This is a genomic window from Pseudoalteromonas amylolytica, from assembly GCF_001854605.1.
GTDB classification, from domain to species: Bacteria; Pseudomonadota; Gammaproteobacteria; order Enterobacterales; family Alteromonadaceae; genus Pseudoalteromonas; species Pseudoalteromonas amylolytica.
The window spans coordinates 37552-59942 of record NZ_MKJU01000030.1 but is presented as its reverse complement, the minus strand read 5'-3'; the positions used below and the strand labels follow the sequence as shown (position 1 = coordinate 59942).

The 22391-nt window shown below is 43.4% G+C and carries 23 protein-coding genes; 10 read left to right on the top strand and 13 right to left on the bottom strand.

Going from position 1 to position 22391, the window contains the following annotated elements; genetic code table 11:
* Position 1: 1 nt before the first annotated feature.
* The 9 genes from pilV to murJ all read right to left on the bottom strand — a co-directional run bounded on the left by pilV (position 2) and on the right by murJ (position 9709).
* Positions 2–559 (bottom strand): type IV pilus modification protein PilV, encoded by a 558-nt coding sequence (gene pilV, locus BET10_RS16160; protein ID WP_070986629.1) that lies wholly within the window; start codon positions 557–559, stop codon positions 2–4.
* Positions 560–657: 98 nt separating this feature from the next.
* Positions 658–1323 (bottom strand): LytR/AlgR family response regulator transcription factor, encoded by a 666-nt coding sequence (locus BET10_RS16155; RefSeq protein WP_070986628.1) that lies wholly within the window; start codon positions 1321–1323, stop codon positions 658–660.
* The gene (locus BET10_RS16150) at positions 1320–2345 is read right to left on the bottom strand and encodes a sensor histidine kinase (RefSeq protein WP_070986627.1); all 1026 of its coding nucleotides are present in this window, start codon (positions 2343–2345) and stop codon (positions 1320–1322) included. The genes BET10_RS16155 and BET10_RS16150 overlap by 4 nt, the downstream gene beginning before the upstream one ends.
* An 18-nt stretch (positions 2346–2363) precedes the next feature.
* Positions 2364–3293 carry a 4-hydroxy-3-methylbut-2-enyl diphosphate reductase gene (gene ispH, locus BET10_RS16145; protein ID WP_070986626.1) on the bottom strand — a complete coding sequence of 310 codons (930 nt, stop codon included), beginning with the start codon at positions 3291–3293 and terminating at the stop codon, positions 2364–2366.
* On the bottom strand, positions 3293–3733 hold the full coding sequence (gene fkpB, locus BET10_RS16140; protein WP_070986625.1) for an FKBP-type peptidyl-prolyl cis-trans isomerase: 441 nt from the start codon (positions 3731–3733) through the stop codon (positions 3293–3295). Before fkpB ends, ispH begins: the two co-directional genes overlap by 1 nt.
* The gene (lspA, locus tag BET10_RS16135) at positions 3730–4230 is read right to left on the bottom strand and encodes a signal peptidase II (protein ID WP_070986624.1); all 501 of its coding nucleotides are present in this window, start codon (positions 4228–4230) and stop codon (positions 3730–3732) included. The genes fkpB and lspA overlap by 4 nt, the downstream gene beginning before the upstream one ends.
* 9 nt (positions 4231–4239) lie before the next feature.
* Positions 4240–7065, bottom strand: coding sequence for an isoleucine--tRNA ligase (gene ileS / locus BET10_RS16130; RefSeq protein WP_070986623.1), 2826 nt, complete (start codon positions 7063–7065; stop codon positions 4240–4242).
* Positions 7066–7086: 21 nt separating this feature from the next.
* Positions 7087–8013 (bottom strand): bifunctional riboflavin kinase/FAD synthetase, encoded by a 927-nt coding sequence (gene ribF / locus BET10_RS16125; RefSeq protein ID WP_070986622.1) that lies wholly within the window; start codon positions 8011–8013, stop codon positions 7087–7089.
* Between the two features lie 127 nt (positions 8014–8140).
* A complete protein-coding gene (gene murJ, locus BET10_RS16120) occupies positions 8141–9709 on the bottom strand; it encodes a murein biosynthesis integral membrane protein MurJ (protein WP_276204896.1) in 1569 nt (522 codons plus the stop codon).
* Positions 9710–10082: 373 nt separating this feature from the next.
* On the opposite strand from murJ, the gene rpsT reads away from it, so the two are divergent.
* On the top strand, positions 10083–10343 hold the full coding sequence (gene rpsT / locus BET10_RS16115; protein ID WP_070986621.1) for a 30S ribosomal protein S20: 261 nt from the start codon (positions 10083–10085) through the stop codon (positions 10341–10343).
* Between the two features lie 63 nt (positions 10344–10406).
* Here the strand turns inward: rpsT and BET10_RS16110 are convergent, their stop codons facing one another.
* On the bottom strand, positions 10407–10790 hold the full coding sequence (locus tag BET10_RS16110; protein ID WP_070986620.1) for a response regulator: 384 nt from the start codon (positions 10788–10790) through the stop codon (positions 10407–10409).
* Between the two features lie 93 nt (positions 10791–10883).
* Between BET10_RS16110 and BET10_RS16105 the strand changes: the two genes are divergently transcribed.
* The 3 genes from BET10_RS16105 to smrA all read left to right on the top strand — a co-directional run bounded on the left by BET10_RS16105 (position 10884) and on the right by smrA (position 12336).
* A complete protein-coding gene (locus BET10_RS16105; RefSeq protein WP_070986619.1) occupies positions 10884–11348 on the top strand; it encodes a hypothetical protein in 465 nt (154 codons plus the stop codon).
* 100 nt (positions 11349–11448) lie between these two features.
* Positions 11449–11688: a hypothetical protein gene (locus BET10_RS16100; RefSeq protein WP_070986618.1), complete on the top strand. Its 240-nt coding sequence runs from the start codon at positions 11449–11451 to the stop codon at positions 11686–11688.
* A 66-nt stretch (positions 11689–11754) separates the two neighbouring features.
* Complete coding sequence (gene smrA, locus BET10_RS16095) at positions 11755–12336, top strand: DNA endonuclease SmrA (protein WP_070986617.1); 582 nt, start codon at positions 11755–11757, stop codon at positions 12334–12336.
* Here the strand turns inward: smrA and BET10_RS21530 are convergent.
* A complete protein-coding gene (locus BET10_RS21530) occupies positions 12326–12466 on the bottom strand; it encodes a hypothetical protein (RefSeq protein ID WP_170829168.1) in 141 nt (46 codons plus the stop codon). The two genes, smrA and BET10_RS21530, sit on opposite strands and share 11 nt — an antisense overlap.
* A gap of 200 nt (positions 12467–12666) precedes the next feature.
* Positions 12667–13587: a 2-hydroxyacid dehydrogenase gene (locus BET10_RS16090; RefSeq protein ID WP_070986616.1), complete on the bottom strand. Its 921-nt coding sequence runs from the start codon at positions 13585–13587 to the stop codon at positions 12667–12669.
* Between the two features lie 174 nt (positions 13588–13761).
* Between BET10_RS16090 and olsF the strand changes: the two genes are divergently transcribed.
* The 6 genes from olsF to BET10_RS16060 all read left to right on the top strand — a co-directional run bounded on the left by olsF (position 13762) and on the right by BET10_RS16060 (position 20347).
* The gene (olsF, locus tag BET10_RS16085; RefSeq protein ID WP_070986615.1) at positions 13762–15468 is read left to right on the top strand and encodes a bifunctional ornithine lipid synthase OlsF; all 1707 of its coding nucleotides are present in this window, start codon (positions 13762–13764) and stop codon (positions 15466–15468) included.
* Between the two features lie 110 nt (positions 15469–15578).
* Positions 15579–16061 (top strand): TlpA family protein disulfide reductase, encoded by a 483-nt coding sequence (locus BET10_RS16080; protein ID WP_070986614.1) that lies wholly within the window; start codon positions 15579–15581, stop codon positions 16059–16061.
* Between the two features lie 226 nt (positions 16062–16287).
* Positions 16288–16566, top strand: a complete 279-nt coding sequence (locus BET10_RS16075; RefSeq protein ID WP_070986613.1) for a peptidylprolyl isomerase — start codon at positions 16288–16290, stop codon at positions 16564–16566.
* A gap of 100 nt (positions 16567–16666) precedes the next feature.
* Positions 16667–16930, top strand: a complete 264-nt coding sequence (locus BET10_RS16070) for a GrxA family glutaredoxin (protein WP_070986612.1) — start codon at positions 16667–16669, stop codon at positions 16928–16930.
* 214 nt (positions 16931–17144) lie between these two features.
* The gene (locus BET10_RS16065) at positions 17145–18959 is read left to right on the top strand and encodes a DEAD/DEAH box helicase (protein ID WP_070986611.1); all 1815 of its coding nucleotides are present in this window, start codon (positions 17145–17147) and stop codon (positions 18957–18959) included.
* A gap of 185 nt (positions 18960–19144) precedes the next feature.
* Positions 19145–20347: an iron-containing alcohol dehydrogenase gene (locus BET10_RS16060; RefSeq protein WP_070986610.1), complete on the top strand. Its 1203-nt coding sequence runs from the start codon at positions 19145–19147 to the stop codon at positions 20345–20347.
* On the opposite strand, the gene BET10_RS16055 is transcribed toward BET10_RS16060, so the two are convergent.
* Positions 20337–22361 (bottom strand): methyl-accepting chemotaxis protein, encoded by a 2025-nt coding sequence (locus tag BET10_RS16055; RefSeq protein ID WP_070986609.1) that lies wholly within the window; start codon positions 22359–22361, stop codon positions 20337–20339. The genes BET10_RS16060 and BET10_RS16055 overlap by 11 nt on opposite strands.
* Positions 22362–22391: the final 30 nt, after the last annotated feature.

The following is a 22391-nucleotide window of genomic DNA, read 5'->3' as shown; positions in this document are numbered from 1 at the left end:
CTTAAGCCCTCACCAGCACATAACTGTTAATCACCACGAGTCTACGTTTATCGTTTTTTTCACCGCAGTTAATTGCTTGATTATCTGAGCTTGCTTTCATTGCTTGTTTACCTTGCCAAGCAACCACAACCTCTACGTTGTAACCTCGGTTACGCGTGCCGCCGACCACAGAAGGCGTAATGCACACAGTGGTATTATCTAAAGAACCGGTATTTTCTCTGGCGCGAATAGCCTGACGCCAATGCTCAATGTCCATAGCTGCAATACTGGCAGAATCACACTGCTGACTAAAGCACCTGTTGACTGGGTTTAAAGTGGAAGAACTACTAAAAACGACTTTATAGTGGGTACTAAGCGCCTGTGTATCATTCACTCTCAAGCGTTGAACTATATCCTTAGCTAAGGCGAGCGCTGCGGCTCTTTGCATGGCATCAAAGCTAGCTTGCTTCGCCTTCGCTTGCAGTGCGACGGCACCTAGCAGGCCAAAGCTTAGCACCATAAATGCAATCAATACCTCAAGTAATGTAAAGCCTTTATTGTGAGACGATGTTATCCGCATAATACAACGAAAAAAGGAGCTTCATGAGGTTAGCCTATAATTTTGCAAAACATAAGCAAGCAGTTTACAGATAAACGGTTCAATGGACCGATAAACGGTTAAGAGCTTGATTTAATCGCTTGTGCAGCCCGACGACTAACCGCGATGGCCTCGGGGTACCCAGTTACATAGACGTAGTAACCATCACCATCGTAAGTAAGTGATTGCATCTGAGTACGCTTTACTAACGTGTTTCTATGTACCTGTACAAAATGCTCAGGATAACGTATCTGCAACTGTTTAAGGCTCATATCAACCACCGCTTCCCCGCCTTCAAAAAACAGCTGCGTATATTTATCCTCAGCGCGAGCAACTAATACGTCAGCCACTTCCAGCCAACGAATATGATTACCAATTGAGTACTTGATTCTTGGTGGAAACAAATGTCTTAACAATGCGTGCAATTCGCTTTGCTGAACGGGCTTAACCAGATAACCGCTGGCAAACACCCCAAATGCCTCTAAAGCGTACTCAGGATGCGCACTAATAAAAACCACTTTCGGGGAGGGGTCCATCGTACTGAGTCGCTTGGCAACCTCTAATCCATCCATGCCCGGCATGCTAATATCCAGCAGCACCAACTGTGGTTGATGGCACTCAACCAATGATATAACTTCTTCTGCATTGCCCGTTTGTGCACAGCATTCGTAATCAGATAAAGGTGATAACAGGCGTTGAATTCGCTGACGTGCTAATGGTTCATCGTCCACCACCAAATACTTCATGACAAGTGATCCAGAGGCACACACAGGGTAACCGTGTATACATGCTCGCCTTGTTCAATCTCCAAGCTTGCACGTTCGCCAAAATGATGTGCTAACCTAGCGCGGATATTGTTTTGGGCAATGCCTTGGCCTTGATGAGTTGCTTTTCGAGTCCTGTTATAACCATTTTTGATAGTAAGCACCACATACTGCTTTTCTATATGTAGACCCACATCGATCTGCGTGGCTTGAGCAGCAGGCTCTACGCCATAAATAACCGCATTTTCCAACAGAGGCTGAACCGTTAATACCGGCAGTTGAATCCTAGGGATAGACTCAGGCACAAACCAGTTGACTGTTAATCGCTCACCAAAGCGCCAACGCTCTAGCGCTAAATATTGCTTTGCGAGCTGTAATTCATCACTTAACAAGGCTAATTGTTGTGCGCGCATCGTTGCCTTACATAGCTGCGCTAAAGTGAGTACCGCTTGCTCTGCGTCATCGGCATTGCAATGAGCAAGTTCAGCAATGGTGTTTAAGCTGTTATACAAAAAGTGTGGTCGAATTCGGGCACTCAGCGCTTCAAACTCCACTTTTGAGAGCGTTTCGACGGTTTGTAGCTTATCCAAAAAAATCGTCATTGAGTGAATAAAAAACAACGATACAAACAAACATATCGCCATATTTTTCAGCACAAATGTCCAATCAAAAATACCATCATAAAGAGCAGAATAATAACTAACAACAACACTTATCAGCATGGTTATACACTGAAATATAACGAGCGTTAGCATTACTTGGCTCACAAAGCCATAGCGACTCACTTTATTACGTAGGCAATAAAGTGTGCTGAAGCCAACAGCACTCACACAATGAATAAATAAGCTGAATATCCCTAAGCGAACCCAAACACTTTCATAACTCAATGGTGCAAACGCCAGTACACAGGCGAGAATTTGAGAGGTGATCAGCATGGCCAATACACCTCTGGCGGTAACAATGGTAGGTAGCAGCTGTGAAGTTAAATCGTTCGACTTAAGCATGACACGCCGCTTAGTGGATTATCTAAGCTCAACCGGAACAGCAAAGACGACATTTTCTTCTTCGCCGGGGTTTTCTACTACGGTTTGTCCACCAAGTTCTTTCAAGCGAGTTATAACTTGCTGCACAAGTACTTCAGGTGCCGATGCACCAGCTGTTACTCCCACTTTTTGTACGTTAGCAAACCAGTCAGAATCGACGCTGTTTGCATCATCAATAAGATAAGCTCGCGTTCCCATTTTATCCGCAAGTTCTCGTAAGCGGTTAGAGTTAGAGCTGTTTTTAGCGCCGACCACTAATAGCACGTCAACTTTATCAGCTAAATCTCTTACCGCATCTTGGCGATTCTGTGTGGCATAACAAATATCATCCTTGCGCGGGCCATGGATCTTCGGAAACTTTTCACGCAGCGCATCAATCACATCCGCGGTGTCGTCAACTGATAAGGTCGTTTGGCTGCAATAAAATAAGTTGCTATCGTCTTTTACTTGCAACTTAGCAACATCTTGTGGCGTTTCTACTAAGTAAATCCCACCGTTAGGGTTGTCATACTGCCCCATGGTACCTTCGACTTCAGGGTGTCCGTGGTGTCCTATCAGTACACACTCAGTTCCTTTGCGGCTTGCGCGAGTCACTTCCATATGTACTTTAGTAACCAATGGGCAAGTTGCATCAAACACTTTTAGCTCACGGCGTTTTGCTTCTTGACGTACTTGTTGTGATACCCCATGCGCACTGAAAATAACAATACTGTCATCGGGTACTTGATGAAGTTCTTCAACAAATACCGCACCTCGCTTACGCAATCCATCAACCACATACTTGTTATGCACCACTTCATGGCGCACATAGATGGGCTTTTCGAAGATATCTAGTGCTCGCTCAACAATGCTTATCGCACGGTCCACGCCCGCACAAAATCCTCTCGGGTTTGCCAGCAAAATGTCCATTAGTTTTTCACCTCTAAAATATCAACTTCAAAGGTCACTGGTTGACCTGCCAATGGATGATTGAAGTCTACGGTCACCGAGTCACCTGCAACTTCACGAATAAGCCCTGGTAACTCAGTGCCGTCAGGCTGAGTAAACGCAATAATGTTCCCCACCTTAGCGGGTGCATCTGCACCGAATTTACTGCGATCAAGATAATAGATGTTGTCTGGGTTTGGTTGACCAAAAGCATCTTCTGGTTGCAAATCAAACGACTTGCTGTCGCCCGCTTTTAGACCTAACAGGCACTTCTCAAAGTTTTCCGTCAGACTACCATCACCCATAAACAGCTTTGCTGGCTTATTATGAACCTTGGTAGAGTCCGCTGCGGAACCATCTTCAAGTTTAATAGAAAAGTGAAACACAACTTCAGATTGTGGACCAATCACTTGCTCACTCATACTTTTTTCTCCTGCGCGTTATCACCTCTAAAGGCATCAAAAATTAACAATGCAGCACCACCAACAATTGCCATATCCGCAACATTAAACGCTGGATAATGCCAGGTTTGATAGTAAAAATGCAGAAAGTCAATTACATACCCATGTATCAATCGATCAACCAAGTTACCAAGCGCACCAGCTAATACCATTGAATAGGCACAGCATAAGACCCAGCTTTTCGCAGGTAGCTTTTTAAGCCAATATAGTAATAAAACGCTGATCCCGATTGCAATCACGCTTAAGAAATAACGCTGCCAGCCCCCAGCATCACTCAAGAAACTAAAGGCTGCGCCGTAGTTGTGCATATAGGTAAAATTAAAAAATGGTAATAGCTTTATCGACTCATAAAGCTCCATGTTAGCAACCACTACGGCCTTGGTCACGTAGTCTACTGCAAAAAGCAGTAGACTCAGCCATAACCAGACTAAACCACTTCTTTGGGTTGTGCTAGTCACTTAATGCTCCTATGCAAATTGACGCTGTTCGCCATCACCTTCTACGTTGCTTACACAACGACCACATAAGTCATCATGCCCTGCATGTTGACCTACATCATCGCAGTAATGCCAGCAACGCTCACATTTCGCAGCTTCGGTTGCCTGAATCGAGATGTATAAACCTTCGATTTCTGTCGCGATGGCGTGCTGAGGCTTGCTATTAACGACTTCTACCGTCGCTTTTGACGTCAATAGAACAAAACGTAGTTCATCACCAATTTGCTGTAGTGATTGTGCTAAATCACCACCCGTGTATAAGGTCACTTCTGCTTGTAATGTCGCACCGATAAGCTCTTCTTTACGGGCGTTTTCAAGCACACGGTTTACCTCATCACGTACCGCTAATAAATTCTGCCAGTACTCGTTATTCAGTGCCCCTTCTGTCACGTTCTCAAGGCCTGAGTACCATACATCGGTGAACACAAACTGGCCGCGCTCACCTGGTAGTACTTCCCAGATCTCTTGCGCTGTGAAGCTCATGATTGGTGCCATCCAACGCGTCATTGCTTCAGCAATATGATAAAGCGCCGATTGGCAAGAGCGACGAGCATGGCTATCACTTTTTGCAGTGTATTGACGGTCTTTTATCACATCAAGATAGAAAGAACCCAATTCACCTGTACAGAAGTTCATCAACTTCTGCGTAACAACCAACATGTGGTAGTTGTCATATGCATTAATAATTTCTTTTTGTAGTTCTGCAGCACGTGCCACAATCCAGCGGTCCAATTCAACCATATCTTCTACCGCAACTAAGTCAGTTGCAGGGTTGAAACCGCTTAGGTTTGCCAACAAGTAACGACTTGTATTACGGATACGACGGTAGCGATCGGCTGAACGCTTGAAAATTTCATCCGATACTGTCATCTCAGCTGTGTAATCTGTTGAAGCCACCCACAGGCGCAGAATATCAGCACCCAGCTTATTCATAACGTTTTGTGGTGAAATCACGTTACCTAGTGATTTTGACATCTTGCGACCGTTTTCGTCCACGGTGAAACCATGAGTCAGCACTTGACGGTACGGTGCATGACCATTAATCGCCACTGACGTCATCATAGATGACATAAACCAACCACGGTGTTGGTCCGAACCTTCTAGATACAAATCAGCAGGGCCCGTTAGCTCTTCCCTTGCATCAACCACACAAGCGTGTGTAACACCCGAGTCAAACCATACATCTAACGTGTCTTGTACTTTTACAAACTGCTGCGCGTCATCACCTAGCAAACTTTCTGGTTCTAAGTCGTACCACGCCTGAATGCCTTTTTGTTCAACGAGTTTAGCAACTTGCTCAATCAACTCATTGGTATTTGGGTGTAGCGCTCCGGTGTCTTTGTCTACAAATAGCGCAATTGGAACACCCCACGTACGTTGACGAGAGATACACCAATCTGGGCGTCCCTCAACCATGTTAGCAATACGGTTTTCGCCCCATTCAGGGATCCATTGAGTTTTACCAATCTCAGTAAGTGAGTCTTGACGCAAGTTTGCTTGGTCCATACTCACAAACCACTGAGGAGTGGCACGGAAAATAATCGGTGTTTTGTGACGCCAGCAATGCGGGTAGCTGTGCTGCAAGGCGTGGTGATGCATTAACGTACCGTTTTCAGTTAACAGCTCTACGATGCTCGCATTGGCTTTGAAGACGTGTTGTCCTGCAAAAATTGGCGTGTCTGGCAAAAATACACCATTTGCGCCAACTGGATTGGCAACCTCTAGGCCGTATGCCAGACCTGCCGAGAAATCTTCCGGACCGTGGCCTGGTGCTGTGTGAACGATACCTGTACCTGAGTCAGTTGTAACGTGATCGCCTAAGATAACTGGTACATCAATTTCAAGGAAAGGGTGAGCCACACGCAGGTTTTCAAGCGCTTGACCATTGATATAACCCAATACATGGAAATGCTTAAAGCCAAAGCGATCCATTGCGTCCTTTACCAGTTCAGACCCTAAGATAATACGCTGCTCTTTACCTTCATCTTCAACCTGAACCAAGGCATACTCAAGTTTGGCATGTACCGCAACGGCACGGTTCGCAGGCAGAGTCCAAGGTGTGGTAGTCCAGATCACAGTGCTAACTGTGCCCTGTCCTTCGTGACCATCAGCCAGATTAAATGCACTGACCACAGCTTGCTGATCGACAAAATCAAAACGTACGTCAATCGCAGGTGATTGCTTATCTTGATATTCAACTTCCGCTTCCGCCAATGCTGAACCACAATCTGTACACCAATGAACAGGCTTTGCACCTTTATGCAGGTGACCATTGTTGATGATACGACCTAGTACTCTGATAGCATTGGCTTCAAAGTCAAAGTTCATAGTCAGATAAGGCTTATCCCAATCACCCAGTACACCAAGACGTTTAAAATCTGTTTTTTGACCTTCTACTTGCTTGGCGGCATATTCACGACACTTTTCACGAAATTCAGCAGCCGTCACTTTTTGACCAGGCTTACCCACTTTCTTTTCTACTTGTAGCTCGATAGGTAATCCGTGACAGTCCCAGCCTGGTACATAAGGCGCGTCAAAATCTGATAACGTCTTAGATTTTACAATGATGTCTTTTAGGATTTTGTTAACTGAGTGACCCAAATGAATGTCACCATTGGCGTACGGAGGGCCATCATGCAAAATAAATGGCTTCTTACCTTTTTTCGCGTTACGAATCTGACCATATAAGTCTTGTTCATACCAAGCATTAAGCATTTTTGGCTCGCGTTGCGCTAAGTTACCGCGCATTGGAAACTCAGTTTCCGGTAGATTTAAAGTATGTTTGTAGTCGCTCATTTATCCTAGTTTCCGTATCGGCTACTTAAAATTAAAACATTGTTTAGCAGCGGCAACATCTTCGCTGATTTGCGCTGTTAATTGTTCCAATGTATCGAATTTTTGCTCATTGCGAAGCTTTTTGATCAGCTCCACTTGCATAAAATGTCCGTAGACATCTTGGTTAAAATCAAATAAATGCACCTCTAACAGTGCTTTTGTACCATTTAGCGTGGGTTTATTGCCTACATTGGCAACACCATTGTACTGTTTTCCTGCCACACTCGCCCGCACAGCAAATACTCCGCGAACAGGGTTTACTTGTCGTTTCAATGCTATATTTGCAGTTCGAAAGCCAAGTTCGCGTCCTTTTTTCCAGCCATGTATCACCCGACCAGATATACAATAGGTATGTCCCAACATTTGGTGCGCTTCATCAAGCTTACCTTCACTCAGCGCCTGCCTGATTAGCGTACTGCTCACTCGATGATCGTCCCGTCGGAAGCTTTCAGTATTTTTGACGTGCATACCGTGCACTTTACCAAGGCGTTGTAACATCCCAAAGTCACCTTGCCTGGCTTTACCAAAGCGAAAGTCATCGCCAACCGTAAGTGCTTTTACGCCCAGCTTATTTATTAGAACTTGTTCAATAAAGTTTTCAGCTTGCTGGCTGGCAAACTTTGCATTAAAACTAACACAAATAACGCGGTCGATACCCAGCTTAGACAACAACACAAGTTTGTCTCTTAGGCGAGTCAGTCTGGCTGGCGCTTTTTCTTTCGCAAAAAACTCTTGCGGCTGAGGTTCAAATAGCATCACAGTGCTAGGTAAGCCATGTAGCTGCGCATCTTGTTTTAGCCCCTTTAGAACTTCAACATGCCCTAGGTGCACTCCATCAAAGTTACCAATAGTCAACACACAGCCAAAATGATGTGGCCGAATGTTATGGATACCTCTGATCAGTTGCATAGTTTCAATGCCTTATTTACGCAATAGTTGAAAGTGAGCGATTATACCCAAGTTACCTAAAAATGCGAACATCTAGATACCTTAAGGCAAGCACAACTTTACAGTTGGTATGGCCGCTCACTTACTATCAATCTCGCAGGTCTTTGATTGTTGTCAGCCTAACGCCAAATAACAGCAGTAAACCAAAATATACTACCATTGCCATTAGCAGCAAAAGAGCGAGCAAAGCTATTTGCTCCAACAACAGCCAACTTTGCCACGAATATAACGAGGTGACATACCCCACACTCACAGCCATCACAACCGCCGCTACAACGCATTTAATCGCAAAACCCCATGTAAAGCCAGATACGCGATAAACTCCATCACGATTAAGCTGGCGATATAGCAACAGAGCATTACAAGTGGCAGAAAGAGAAGTCGCGAGTGCTAGCCCTAAATAACCAATAAATGGTGCTAGGATGATATTAAACACCATGTTGAGCACCAAAGTTACAATGCCTATTCTCACTGGAGTTTTGGTATCCTGACGCGCATAAAACCCAGGAGCTAACACTTTAATTAACATGAAACTAACCAACCCTACGGAATATGCAGCAACGCCGTAACTTACAGCCTGTACATGGTCAACCTCAGCAGACGAGAAGGCACCGTGATCAAACAACACTGAGATTATCAGTGGGCTTATTGCCATCAACCCAAACATCGCAGGAAATCCGAGAAATAAGATGAAGCGTACGCCCCAGTCCAAGGTTTTTTGAAAATCGTCTAACTTGTCCCCAGCGTGCAATTTAGATAGCGCAGGTAAGATCACGGTCGCAATCCCAATCCCAAACAGGCCAAGTGGAAATTCTATCAATCTATCTGAATAGTAAAGCCATGATATTGACCCTGTTACCAATAATGACGCAATAACGGTATCTAATAACAAGTTGATTTGGCTAATAGACACACCAAACATAGCAGGTAGCATAAGCTTACGTACCTTGCTTACTTGAGGCGAGTACCAAGCAAACGTAGGGCGACTCAAAACCCCCAAGCGAAATAAGAAAGGTAACTGAAACGCCAACTGTACCACTCCGCCAATAAACACCCCCACGGCAAGTGCATACGCGCTGACAGAAAATACGTCGTGTAAAAATATGGCACAGCTTATGATAGAAATATTTAACAGCACTGGCGTAAAAGCGGCTACGGCAAATCGATTGTACACGTTAAGAATTGCGCCACTGAGCGCGACTAAGCTGACAAAAAACAGGTATGGAAAAGTTAACTTTAATAAACTACTAGCCAAGACAAACTTCTCAGCATTTGGCCCACCTTGCCACCAATCTATAAACCAACCTGTACCAAAAAGCGCAGCAATAATTGGAGAGCCGACAACACCCAAAATCGTGACACACATAAGTATCGTGCCTAAGGTTCCCACAGCCTGCGCTACAAAGATTCGCACATCATCATCACCATGCTTTTCTTTGATTTCAGAAAGTACTGGTACAAACGCTTGCGCAAACGCTCCCTCTGCAAATAAACGACGTAAAAAATTGGGGATCCGATTGGCAAATAAAAATACATCCGCAGCTAACCCAGCTCCAAGCAAGTTCGCCACAACTGCATCTCGCACCAATCCCATTACACGCGATATCATAGTCATCGCACTGACTATCATGCCGGATTTAAATAATCCTTTGCCCACTCTTCCCCCAAAATTAAAACCATCAGTAAAACCCACCAATTATGCCATAGGATCATGATTCTATGACAATCTAATCGTACGAAAACGACCATAGAGTAAAATTTATTAGCCTAACACTATGTGAACGAAGTAAGGTTTGCTACAATGCGCTCCATTAATCGCAACAGCCGGGGAATTTCTTTGGTATTGGTGTGATTCAATGGCCTGAGAATGCTTGATAGCGAGCTTTTTGCTTACTGTTTTGTTAATTCAGGCCACCAATGAGAAAGAAACAAAGGCCGCAGTTGTCAAATTTTATTGACTTTTGCGATTAAAACAGGCATATTCCTCGGCCTTTAAATTAAGCTTATTTTAAGATTGTTAGGAGCAAACCTTGGCTAACATCAAGTCTGCAAAAAAACGCGCTATTACTAGCGAAAAAAGCCGCCAGCACAACGCAAGCCGTCGTTCAATGATGCGTACTTACTTCAAAAAAGTAGTAGCTGCTATTGAAGCTGGTGACAAAGAAGCTGCAACTCAAGCATTTGCTGTTGCAACACCTATCCTAGACCGTTACGCAACTAAGGGTCTAATCCACAAAAACAAAGCTGCTCGTCATAAGAGCCGTTTAGCTGCTAAAATCAAAGCACTATAATTTGTTTTTGATTAAAAAAACCGACGAAAGTCGGTTTTTTTATGCCTTAAATGCACCTTCAGCCTAACTTATCTCTAATTCTGGATAGAACTTTTTCAACATTGCTGCAATTTTCTTTGGTGAAAATGGCTTGACTACAAACCCCTTAGCGCCTAACTCAATGGCATCTTTTACATTTTCTACAGTTGAATGTGCAGATACCATCACAACATTAAGATCAGGGTTAATATCATTAAGTTGCGCAATGATTTCTTTGCCGTCTCCATCCGGTAATTCTATATCTAAAAACACGATATCAAAGTGCTGTTCTTCACAGGCGTTAATACACTGGCGAACAGTTGAGGCCTCTTTCACATGCTCAATTCCCAGGTGCATTAAGGTTTGGTGTAAAAAGCTACGCACTGTTCCCACATCATCGACGATTAATATTGAGATTTGCTGATCCATAATCCTTTCCCATAGGCTGCGACATAAAAATACGCTATTATTAAGATGATAGAACTATTATAGAGTGCTGCAACTAAAAGGCTACATCTAAGCATGGCAAACAATTTAAATAAGCAAAAAAAACAACAAAAAGCTCAGCTACTTGGACAAGTAAAGGGAAAGCACAAGGCTCGCATTAAAAGAACACCTCACAAAGGTAATTTAACATTTGAGAAGTCAGCCTCTGAATCTACCACCCAAAACCTGCCGCCAAGCTCGCGGAAAAGTCCAACTAAATGGATTGTGCTAGGGGTAATTATGCTAATCGCACTGGTCTTTCCCAAGCCAAAGCTTATAACTTATGAAAAGTTAGGACTCGTTTCGCAAAGTGTATATTGGGGAGGACTACCTGGTATTGACCCTGTGTTATTTGACTCTAACTTGCACCCACGTCCAGCACTTGAAAGGGATACGCTATATTTGTGTGCAGATCTAAACAACCCAGATAGCTGTCAAAAATATCAAATCATTGAGCAAAATGGCTTTATTTCCGCCTTGAAAAAATTAATTTTAGATTAAAAAAACTAATCCGAAAATTATAAAAATACTCGCTTGAAGCATGGTTAAATGATCACCATAATGGCGCTCCTTTAATCAACTATGGAAGACCAAACAGACCATGCTCAACGAGTTCAACTGGCTCATTAATATTGTATTGTTAGCGCTAGGCTTAGGCGCATTTTTTATCAATCAGATCACGCTGTTGCGTGGCGCAGCTATCGCTGCTTGTAGTCTGTTGTTTCTATCGTTCAGTTTGGACTTTGTGAATACCACGGTTGTTTCCAACCTTAGTTTGATTTTAATTAATACGTTTTATTTATTTAAAGTCTATACGTTTGGACAAATAGAACTAAGCTAGTAGTCATCGACGTCTGACTAAGCTAGAATCTCAGCCATACTCTACAGTGGTTTTTACAGGTGCAGTATGGCTATGACAGACGAAGAATTATTTCTAGCATCAATGGGGGACGTCACTCCATTAGCACAATCAAATCAAGTCGAGCTTTCCCGTCTTAAGCATTCTCCCACCATAGCGCAACTTGAGAAACGTCGAGCCGCGCAGCAAGAAATAGATTTTGATGCCAACTTTCTTTCTACTGAATACGTTGATTTACTCGATCCTCATGATCTATTACAGTACAAAAAATCGGGTGTCCAAGAAGGCGTTTATAAAAACTTACGCTTAGGTAAGTATCAGATTGACGCAACGTTGGATCTACACGGGAAAACCTTTCGTGAAGCCAGAAGCGCATTGTTTGATTTCGTCATGGACTGCCAACAGCGGAACATACGCGTACTGCTAGTCAGACACGGTATTGGGCTCAAAAGCAAACCGTTCCCCGCTATCTTAAAAAGCTACGTCAATAAATGGTTCCAAGAAATGCCACAGGTGTTGGCATTTCATAGTGCGCTAAGTTGTCATGGCGGTAGTGCTGCAACTTATGTTTTACTTAAGAAAAGTGAAGAGAAGAAATTAGAAAACAGAGAGTTACACGCTAAACGCTAGAGTGTGCCACATTGCCTTCAGGCTTAGGTATTTCAGTTGCTTGAGCCTTGGTAAACCAAGCGGATACCCCCAAAATGATAACAGAGAAAAGGATTATTGAGAACTTAACACCACTTTGTTTACTTTTCATCTTAGTCTCCTGTTTTTATTATTTTTTATTAATTTACTGAATATTTCCTGAACGAACAAGGTGTTTTTATATACAGCAACATGAACAATAAGTGAACTTTTTGTAACACCGTAGGTACAGGGTAAAATATTTCAATTAACTAAGCGGTAATGAATGCCAGAAGAGTTAGCACTTTTATCCTATCTTTTGTGCTTGTTTACTCAATAACCCCGTACTCTATCTATTTGATTGAAAATTCGCCCATTGCTTATTAAAGCAAGATAGTTAGCAGCAATTTGTTCACATGCGGTATCAATGCTTGTCAGCGCCGCACAATGAGGTGTTATTGTAATAGCTGGGTGAGACCAGAATGGGTGCCCTTCTGCTAAAGGTTCTTGTGCAAAAACATCTAAGCAAGCGCCTGCCAATTCGCCGTTATTCAGGGCCCAAAGTAAATCTTCCTCATTGACGTGTAAACCTCTAGCTACATTTATTAATACGCAATGATTTGGGAGCTGCTCATAGATATTACGATTAAGCATACCTTTGGTGTGCTCGGTCAGCGGCAACAAGCAGACTAAGTAATCAAGTTCCGATAAAAAAATAGGTAACTGAGACTCACCAGCGTAGCAATTAACCTCAGCAACACGTTTATCTGTCGCGGACCAACCACTTACTTTAAAGCCATTAGCTATCAGCCGCTTAGCAGCTACTTTGCCAAGTTCGCCTATCCCTAAAATGCCGACATGTAAGCCCTGATGCGCTCGTTTAGGCTTCCAAAGTCGCTGAGTTTGTTGGCTAAAATACTGGTGCAAACGTAGCTTATGAGCGAGTACATGAGTCAAAACATATTCAGCCATATCTTCAGCTAACTTCTTATCGACAATACGCGTCACCACAACCTGCTCTGGTAATAGCTCCATAGCGATGCCGTCAACTCCCGCACCATATGATTGAACTAATTCTAGGTTGGGTAGCTGAGGCCACAAATTATCTGGCGCCCCCCATGCAAGAACAAAACGAACTCGCTCCAACGCAGAGCAATGTGGCCACTCATTGATTTCAACCCCAGGTAACAAAGCTCTTAACTTAGCAAGTAACTTTGTGTTGTCTCGTTTTGTTACGCATACCAATAACGACATTAATCACCTCATCACAATGTATTATGGTCATGCTAACCAATTCAACTTGAAAAACCCAGCACCACTTTATATTAGGTTACGCCATGCGATGTCATACAACTGCCGTATTTTTGCAACATGGTTGTCACCAGAGATTTCTAATCTAATGCACATCATACCTAATAGGACTGTTATATGATCAGTGTCGATAAAGTGATCGAAGCAAATTTGCCGCAATTAGAGCAATCTCCAAAAGTCAAAGGACTCGTCAAAAAAGGGTTAGGCTATCTCTTACATGAACAGGAATTCGTGGCGTTTGCTGACACCTACCCTCACCTACAAGGTATAGAGTTTGTTGAGCAGGTACTTGACGAACTGGACTTTGATGCCCGCTACAAACCAAAACAAATTGAACATATTCCCAGCGAAGGCAGTCTGGTCATCGTTGCCAATCACCCGATAGGCTCACTTGATGCACTTGCGCTAGTTCGTGTGATCACAAAAGTTCGTCCCGATCTAAAAGTTGTCGCTAACAGAATGCTGATGTCAATCACGCCGATGCATTCTCTGCTACTACCTGTGGACAACCTCTCTGGTACAAGTCGTAAACAGGAACTTGCCAACATCCAAGCACATCTCAAACAAGAAGGTGCTTTACTTATCTTCCCTGCTGGCGAAGTTTCACGATTAAGCCCTACAGGGATCAAAGACTGCAAGTGGAACTCCGGTTTTTTGAGAATGGCAAAAAAAGCCAACTGCCCTATTTTACCTGTCTTTATTAAAGCTAAAAATAGTCCACTGTTTTATGGCACCTCTATGATTTACAAACCACTAGCAAGCCTGCTTTTGGTCAAAGAAATGTTTAAACAGCGACAAAAGTCACTGGAATTTGAAATTGGGGCATCTATTCCTCCAGAATCATATTTAATTGAAAACCTTAAAGACAAAGAGATTGTTGGTCTTATTCGCAAACAGCTATATCGACTTAGCAGTAAAAAGCCCCTACCGTTAAAAACTCGAACACCCATTGCAGTTTCTGAATGCCGAAAAGAATTAAAAAAAGCATTGGAAACCTGTGAACTCCTTGGTCAGACCCATGATGGTATGCAAATTTACCTCTACCAATACCAAGGCAGCTCAGTCATCTTTCGAGAGCTAGGCAGATTAAGAGAGATCGCCTTTCGTGCTGTAGGAGAAGGCAGTGGCAAGCGCCGCGACATTGATAAATACGACATGCACTATCAACACTTAGTGCTTTGGGACCCCAATCAATTGGAGCTAGTTGGCGCATACCGACTGGCAAGCGCTAAACAAGTGATTGAAGAATATGGCCAGCAGGGTTTATACACTGACAGCCTCTTTCGCTACAGCAACAAAATGCAATCATACTTTCAACATGGTTTAGAACTTGGCCGCAGTTTTGTGCAACCTAAATACTGGGGAAGAAAAAGCCTTGACTATCTTTGGTATGGAATTGGCGCTTTTGTAAAACGCTACCCTGAGCATCGCTATCTATTTGGTGCCGTAAGCTTATCAAACAGCTTGCCTGAGGAGGCCAAAGCCATGCTGGTTTATCACTACTCCCATTACTTTTCCTCACTGCCTGATCACGCTGAGCCTAAAAACGAGTTTAAGCTGACCAGTCAACAGGTGAGTCAGTATCAGGCACTATTTGATGGTAACGACATCAAGGAAGATTTTGCTGAGCTGAAACATGTACTGGCGAACATGGGTGCTCAAGTACCCACATTGTTCAAGCAGTACACAGAGCTTTGCGACAACGATGGCGCCAACTTTTTATGCTTTAGCATCGACCCTGACTTTAACAACTGTATCGATGGCTTAGTGTTGGTCGATTTAACAAAGATCAAACCTCAAAAGGCCAAGCGCTATCTTGGATAGCGGAATAAAAAGACGTGTTTGACTCACTCATTACACGCCGCAATCCATTTTGTTATCAGACCATTCCATAGTAAGCTTGGCTATGAATAAGGTTTTTTAGTTGCTATGAAATGGTCAAATTTTTAGTGCAATGTATTGTTGTAGTTTGCGTATTTTTACTTGTTTCGGCTTATCAAGAAAAGGATATGCTCAGTGAAGATGGCACACAACCTGCCCCTTATTTCTCACTTGCTAGCCTCACGGGTGATAAACGCATAGACTTAGTATCACTACAAGGGCAAAAAACCATAGTGTATTTTTTCGCGCCTTGGTGCCATGTCTGCAAGCTCAGTATGCCAAACTTGAATAACATCTATGAACAACAAAATATAAATGTTGTTGCCATCGCTTTGGATTATGATGATGCAGCACAGGTGCAACATTTTATTGATGAACTTGAGCTATCTATGCCAGTGTTGTTGGGCCACCACAATATCAAAGCCAACTATAGAGTAAGTGCCTACCCCAGCTATTATGTCTTGGATGAAAAAAGTAACATCATCGCTCGTTCTAGAGGTTACTCCAGCGAACTAGGTTTGCGGATGAGAATGTAGATTTATGACTTTAGAACCGCCCATTAATTACATAAACCTCAGCACCTTAAGCAGTACATATCAATAAACATGTCCTCGTAGTCCTCGTATTGAAGGTTAATCTCGGTAAACTAATCACACTCACGATGCAGCTAAAAACTACGCACAATATCAAGAGGGCTAAAGGGCTTGTGTTTTACTTACCAGCCCTGCATGATCTCGCCATTATTTGAATTTAGGAGCTATCATGCCAAAAGCTTGTGCTTACCACATTCTGGTAAAAACCGAAAAAGAATGCCTTGCTATCAAAGCTAAACTTGCCAAAGGTGGAGACTTCAACAAACTTGCTAAACAACACTCCATTTGTCCTTCAAAAAAGCGTGGCGGCGATTTAGGAGAGTTTAACAAGGGTGATATGGTTAAAGCCTTTGATGATGTGGTATTTAAAAAACCGCTTTTTGAAGTACATGGACCAGTAAAAACCAAGTTTGGCTATCACTTAATTAAAACCGTGTATCGAACCTAATCTAATAAATCGATTAGCCTGATTGTTTTTTGTTACTTTTAGTTTGGTAAAATTCTCCTAAACTGTAACCATCAATCACATTACAAAAGAGAGTCTTATCGTGTTTAGTGTTATTTTTGGTCGTGAAGGTTGTCCGTATTGTGTACGTGCTAAAGAAGTAGCAGAACGCTTAAGCGCACAGCGCGAGGATTTTAAATATCGTTATGTCGATATCATTAAAGAAGGTGTCAGCAAAGCTGATCTAGAAAAATCGGCTGGCAAACCTTGCCCTACGGTGCCACAAATATTTATTGACGAAAACCACATCGGCGGTTTTACTGAATTTGAAGCCTACGCCAAAGAGAACTTGGCGCTTTACAGTTAACCTTGGTTGATTGTTGCGATAACACCGAGCCTCGTGCTCGGTTAAAATACGTTCAGGAATAACAACTTAGTAAACACATTGTTAATTACCTATTTTATAAACGATTAAAAAACGTACAACTTCAACCACATATAAAATAGTTCCAATTAGTACAAGCATTTGATGCGCTTTTCCTATACAATGCGCGCCTCTTTAAATTCGTTGAGGCGCATTAATGTCAGAACCAGTCACGTTTGAATCTTTAGATCTTTCTCCTGCAATTTTAAAAGCAGTCGAAGAGCAAGGATACAAGACACCATCTGAGATCCAAGCTCAATGTATACCGTTATTGCTAGAAAGAAAGGACGTACTGGGACTAGCGCAGACGGGTACAGGTAAAACAGCAGCATTTGCATTACCATTATTGAACAATATTGACCCGGCTACTAAGCAGCCACAAATTTTGGTGTTAACACCAACTCGTGAACTTGCCATCCAGGTGGCAGAAGCATTTGAACAATATGCTAAATACACTAAGGGCGTTGAAGTACTAGCTCTATATGGTGGACAAAGCTACGGCATTCAGCTAAGCGCATTACGCCGTGGTGCACAAATCATTGTTGCAACACCTGGACGCTTAATTGACCATATTAACCGTAAGACTATCGACCTATCTAACCTTGCAGCGCTTGTGTTAGACGAAGCCGATGAAATGTTACGTATGGGCTTTATTGATGACGTTGAAAGCATCATGGAAAAAACACCAGAAGATAAGCAAACTTGTTTGTTCTCTGCGACGATGCCAAAACAGATTCAGTCTATTTGTGCTAAGTATTTAGACAATGCTGAACAAGTTCATATCTCTGCTCGTAACTCAACTGTTTCAACGGTTGAGCAAGTATTTTGGCGTGCCAATGTACACAAAAACAAAGCCATCGTTCGCTTCTTAGAAGCAGAAGACTATGATGGTGCAATTGTGTTCGTTCGTACTCGAAACGATACTGTACAACTTGCAGAGTTACTTGAGCATGAAGGTTTTTCAGCCGCTCCGCTTAATGGTGATATGAACCAGCAAGCACGTGAGCGCACTGTAGAGCGTTTAAAAAATGGCCTGTTAGATATCGTTATTGCAACAGACGTTGCAGCTCGTGGTCTAGATGTGGATCGTTTAAGCTTAGTAATCAACTACGATATTCCACAAGATAGTGAGGCATATGTACACCGTATTGGCCGTACTGGTCGTGCGGGTCGTACTGGTAAAGCAATCTTGTTCGTAAAACACAATGAACGTTATTTGCTACGCAACATCATGCGTCATACTAAATCGGAAATTGCTGAGGTTGAATTACCTTCTGCAAAAGCGGTTGAAGCAAAACGTATCGCGGCACTACAAACTAAGCTTGCAACATCACTTGAGCACAAAGATATTGCTTTTTTCAATGACGTTGCAAAAGACTTGGCTGAAAAGCTAGAACTTAGCACTGAAGACTTAGCAGGCGCGTTACTGTGTTTAGCACAGCAACAGTCACCGCTTAAAGTTGAAGAAATCAAGTTCCAGCGTGAGCGTCGTGAACGCGATGATCGCCGTGAAGGTCGTGGTCGTGACGGTGCTCGTGGTGAGCGTAAAGGCCGTGAACGCAGTGAGCGTTCAGATCGTGGCCCACGCAACAGCTCACAAGGACCTATGGATACTTACCGTATTGAGGTGGGTCGTGATCACGGTGTTCAGGTTAAGAACATTGTTGGTGCTATTGCGAACGAAGCTGATATCTCAAGCAAATTCATCGGTGACATCCGCCTGTTCAATGAACACAGTACGGTGCAGTTACCACAGAATATGCCTGCTGAAGTGCTATCACACTTCCAGAACGTATTTATCTGTAAACGTCCAATGAAGCTAACTAAGAGCTCTCACCCAGCTGATAAAGCTGGCAGCTCTGAGCCTCGTGGCGACAGAAAGCGTAGCTTTAAAGACCCACGTAGCGAAGGCAAACGTCCACCTCGTCGCGATGGTGAACGTAAAGAGCGTAGAGCTGTAAGCTTCAGCTAATCTCATTTAAGCAGCAACTTGATTGCTCTTTAAAAAGCCGCTTTTCAGCGGCTTTTTTGTTTTTATACGCTTCCAACATAACACGATAAGCATCAGTGTCTTATGTGTATCGTTCCTTCACCTGACATAGATGAATAAACAGCTTTATGCTACATTTTTGTCATGTTTAAAAATCGAGCGCTCACATGGCCCTGCTTTATCGCTGTTATCACTTCATCCTTAAATGCATCGTTATTCTAATTGGCGTGCCTAATCCCAAGTTACACCGTGGTAGTAACGCGCTACTAGAAGCGTTACAAGCACTCAAACTTAAACAACAGTCCCACGTGCTCGTTGTCACCGACAATACGCTCGTGAAGCTCCCACAAATATCAGCATTACTCGACATCATCAAACAACAACAACTTGAACCATTCGTTTTTAGTGACGTTCACCCTAATCCTACCGTTAACGATGTTGAACAAGGCTATGACTGTTACACACACAACCAATGCGGTGCAATTATCGCTATCGGGGGCGGTTCAGTAATCGACTGCGCGAAACTCATTGGTGCTAAAGTAGTCAGGCCCAATAAACCGATAGCCGACTTCAAAGGCCTGTTTAAAGTGCTCAAACGTCTGCCTCCCAATATTGCGATTCCGACGACAGCAGGTACCGGTGCAGAAACAACGGTTGCTGCAGTTGTTAACGACCCCCAAAAGCAGCAAAAATATGCTGCTACTGATTTTTCATTGGTACCACAACACGCTGTATTACTGCCCAACCTCACCACCAGCTTACCTGCGCAGTTAACCGCAACAACGGCAATAGATGCTCTGACACATGCAATTGAGGCGCTATTAAGCATTAACTGTTTGCGATTTAGTAGGGAAAGGGCGCTACAGGCTTGTGATTTAATTTTCAGCCATTTGCCAAATGCCTACCAAAATGGTGAAGACCTAGATGCCCGAGAACAACTATTATTGGCCTCGTTTTATGCAGGGCAAGCGTTTACACGTACTTCAGTAGGATACGTGCACGCCATTTCGCACCAGCTCAGCGCCAATTATGGTACTGCGCATGGTTTATCAAACGCGGTATTATTATTGCCTGTTTTACGCTGGTACGGCACTCGTATTGATAACACACTGGCTTTAATTGCTCGTGAGTGTCGTCTGACCTCTTTGGATTACCCAATCGCACGTCAGGCGGAGGATTTACTCACCCATATCGAGCAACTTCTTACAACTATGCACATTCAAACCACTTTTAGTGAACTGCGCGGTCAAGATATTGATGCCCTTGCACAATCTGCGCTAAAAGAAGCGCACCCAGATTACCCTGTACCACACTTTATGAACTTGCAAGAATGTCGAGGTATTCTAACGTCCGTCAGCACTACAGCTTAAAACGGCTCACTAATTCCGTCAGGGAGTTTGCAAAGCGGCTAAGCGACTCGCTGGCTTGAGCCATATGTTGCATTTCATTGGCGTTGTCTTTAGCGGTTTGCTGAGCGTGCTCCATAACACTCTCAATTTCTTGACAATGAGATACCTGATCATTGGCAGCGCCACTGGCGCGACTGCTTAGCTCATTCACTTGCACCAATACCTGCTCAATTTGGCCAATGGCATCGGATAATGACTCACTGCGAGCTGCACATGCCTGAGTACCTGATTGGCCCTCTAAAATAGCACTATTGGCCAGTTTAGTGTCCTGTTGCAGTGCCTCAATCATGGTATTGATCTCATTGGTTGAAGATTGAGTACGAGCAGCCAAGGTCCTGACTTCATCCGCAACAACTGCAAAGCCACGACCTTGATCGCCTGCTCGAGCAGCCTCTATTGCAGCATTCAGAGCTAATAAGTTAGTTTGCTCTGCAATAGAAACGATCGTGTCTAGAATCGATCCGATGTTTTCACTGTGCTGTGTCAATTTATCCATAACCGCAACGGTGTCTGCCATTTTGCTGTTGAGCGATAGCATGTGCTGCTTGTTGTCGTTGGCGATATCATTGACGCTCAAACTCTGCTGTTCCGCTTCTTTGATACTGCTAAGCGTCGTTGCTGATTCTTCACTAACTTGTTGAGCACTGAGCGCGATTTGTGAGGCCAACCCTGCTGCGCTGTCAATGCGCTGTAGTTGCTGCTGAGCGTTTTGTGCCAAAGTCTGGCTGCGCTGTTGCGTCGAGTCTGACATGTGCTCCAACTCATGAACCTTTTTGTTAATATCATCCAACAGCACTCGCAGGCTGTCTTTTACGCGGTTGATGTTGTCAATCAACATGCCAAATTCGTCATCACTGCGCTTTTTCATAGCTCTAGAGAAATCTCCTTGAGCCAGATAACCAAGCATTTTATTTACGGCCGCCAAAGGGCCCAACATCGCTCGACTCGTTGAAATGGCAATAAATACAGCTAAAACAATAAACACCACGGCCATGGTCAAAGCGGCCTTTTGAGCCTGTTGAATCTTTTGCTCTGCAATGTTTTCATAGTAATTAAATTGCTCATCGGCAGCTTTTTGTAGGTCTCGCAACGTATTCTGAACCCGCTCTGTTGCCCGCTCTGCTAGCTGGTATGCACTTTGCGACTGAGCCTGAGCAGACAGCTTCTTTGCTACGCTTTGATACAAACTGCCGGGTTCATCTACCATGGCTGCAATTACCGTCAATTGCTCGCCAAACGCTGTTAATAATTCCTCTACATCCAATCCCTGTGACTGGCGTTTTAAAAACTGCAAATTATCGTGAATATTACCTAGCAAAAACCGCACATCATCTTGTTGGGCTTGCCAATTTTGTCCTTCAAGCTGATTCGCAACTTTTACGTTGTCGCTTAAGGTATACATCATATCGTCAATACGTATACCTGTACCTGCCACTTCCGCAAGCTGACGCCTATTGCTCGTTTCAACTAGTTCAAGATTAAGCATAGCGTCACTGGCCAGGCTTCGGGCTTGTTCAAACTGTTCTATCTGCTCGCTAATACGCTGTCTTTGTTCGATGACTGTGAGTTTCGCCGACAGTAAAGAGTTCGCCTCACGCTCAATATTTTTACTCACTGACACTATGGTGTTTAAAAGTTCAGTAAACTGTTGTTTGTCTTGAGTAATAGAATGAAGTGTAGACAATTGTGTTTGGTACGTTTGCTGTTGTTCAGAAAAGCGCTGCTTTATGGCTCTCAATTGCGCGCCATCATTTTCACTGTAAGCTTTAGAGATTAATTTGCTTAATGAACTTTGTTGTAGCTGTAAGGTGTTAGCCGTTTTTAATATAGGTAATGCAACACTTTTTACCTCACTGTTGGCGTGGTTGATTTGCTTTAAAGCCGTATATGCAAGGCCACTTGATATCAATAGTAAAATACCTAAGCTAGTAAAGCCCAAAATGATTTTTTGCTTGATGGAAAGTTGTTTAAGCATTTGGCCTCAGTGCTAGTGCACACTCCTACT

Excerpts from the sequence above, each read along its gene's own strand:
- pilV (WP_070986629.1), bottom strand. The coding sequence starts at position 559 with ATGCGGATAACATCGTCTCACAATAAAGGCTTTACATTACTTGAGGTA.
- BET10_RS16155 (WP_070986628.1), bottom strand. The coding sequence starts at position 1,323 with ATGAAGTATTTGGTGGTGGACGATGAACCATTAGCACGTCAGCGAATT.
- BET10_RS16150 (WP_070986627.1), bottom strand. The coding sequence starts at position 2,345 with ATGCTTAAGTCGAACGATTTAACTTCACAGCTGCTACCTACCATTGTT.
- ispH (WP_070986626.1), bottom strand. The coding sequence starts at position 3,293 with ATGGACATTTTGCTGGCAAACCCGAGAGGATTTTGTGCGGGCGTGGAC.
- fkpB (WP_070986625.1), bottom strand. The coding sequence starts at position 3,733 with ATGAGTGAGCAAGTGATTGGTCCACAATCTGAAGTTGTGTTTCACTTT.
- ileS (WP_070986623.1), bottom strand. The coding sequence starts at position 7,065 with ATGAGCGACTACAAACATACTTTAAATCTACCGGAAACTGAGTTTCCA.
- ribF (WP_070986622.1), bottom strand. The coding sequence starts at position 8,013 with ATGCAACTGATCAGAGGTATCCATAACATTCGGCCACATCATTTTGGC.
- BET10_RS16110 (WP_070986620.1), bottom strand. The coding sequence starts at position 10,790 with ATGGATCAGCAAATCTCAATATTAATCGTCGATGATGTGGGAACAGTG.
- BET10_RS16105 (WP_070986619.1), top strand. The coding sequence starts at position 10,884 with ATGGCAAACAATTTAAATAAGCAAAAAAAACAACAAAAAGCTCAGCTA.
- BET10_RS16100 (WP_070986618.1), top strand. The coding sequence starts at position 11,449 with ATGCTCAACGAGTTCAACTGGCTCATTAATATTGTATTGTTAGCGCTA.
- smrA (WP_070986617.1), top strand. The coding sequence starts at position 11,755 with ATGGCTATGACAGACGAAGAATTATTTCTAGCATCAATGGGGGACGTC.
- BET10_RS21530 (WP_170829168.1), bottom strand. The coding sequence starts at position 12,466 with ATGAAAAGTAAACAAAGTGGTGTTAAGTTCTCAATAATCCTTTTCTCT.
- BET10_RS16090 (WP_070986616.1), bottom strand. The coding sequence starts at position 13,587 with ATGTCGTTATTGGTATGCGTAACAAAACGAGACAACACAAAGTTACTT.
- olsF (WP_070986615.1), top strand. The coding sequence starts at position 13,762 with ATGATCAGTGTCGATAAAGTGATCGAAGCAAATTTGCCGCAATTAGAG.
- BET10_RS16080 (WP_070986614.1), top strand. The coding sequence starts at position 15,579 with ATGGTCAAATTTTTAGTGCAATGTATTGTTGTAGTTTGCGTATTTTTA.
- BET10_RS16075 (WP_070986613.1), top strand. The coding sequence starts at position 16,288 with ATGCCAAAAGCTTGTGCTTACCACATTCTGGTAAAAACCGAAAAAGAA.
- BET10_RS16065 (WP_070986611.1), top strand. The coding sequence starts at position 17,145 with ATGTCAGAACCAGTCACGTTTGAATCTTTAGATCTTTCTCCTGCAATT.
- BET10_RS16060 (WP_070986610.1), top strand. The coding sequence starts at position 19,145 with ATGGCCCTGCTTTATCGCTGTTATCACTTCATCCTTAAATGCATCGTT.
- BET10_RS16055 (WP_070986609.1), bottom strand. The coding sequence starts at position 22,361 with ATGCTTAAACAACTTTCCATCAAGCAAAAAATCATTTTGGGCTTTACT.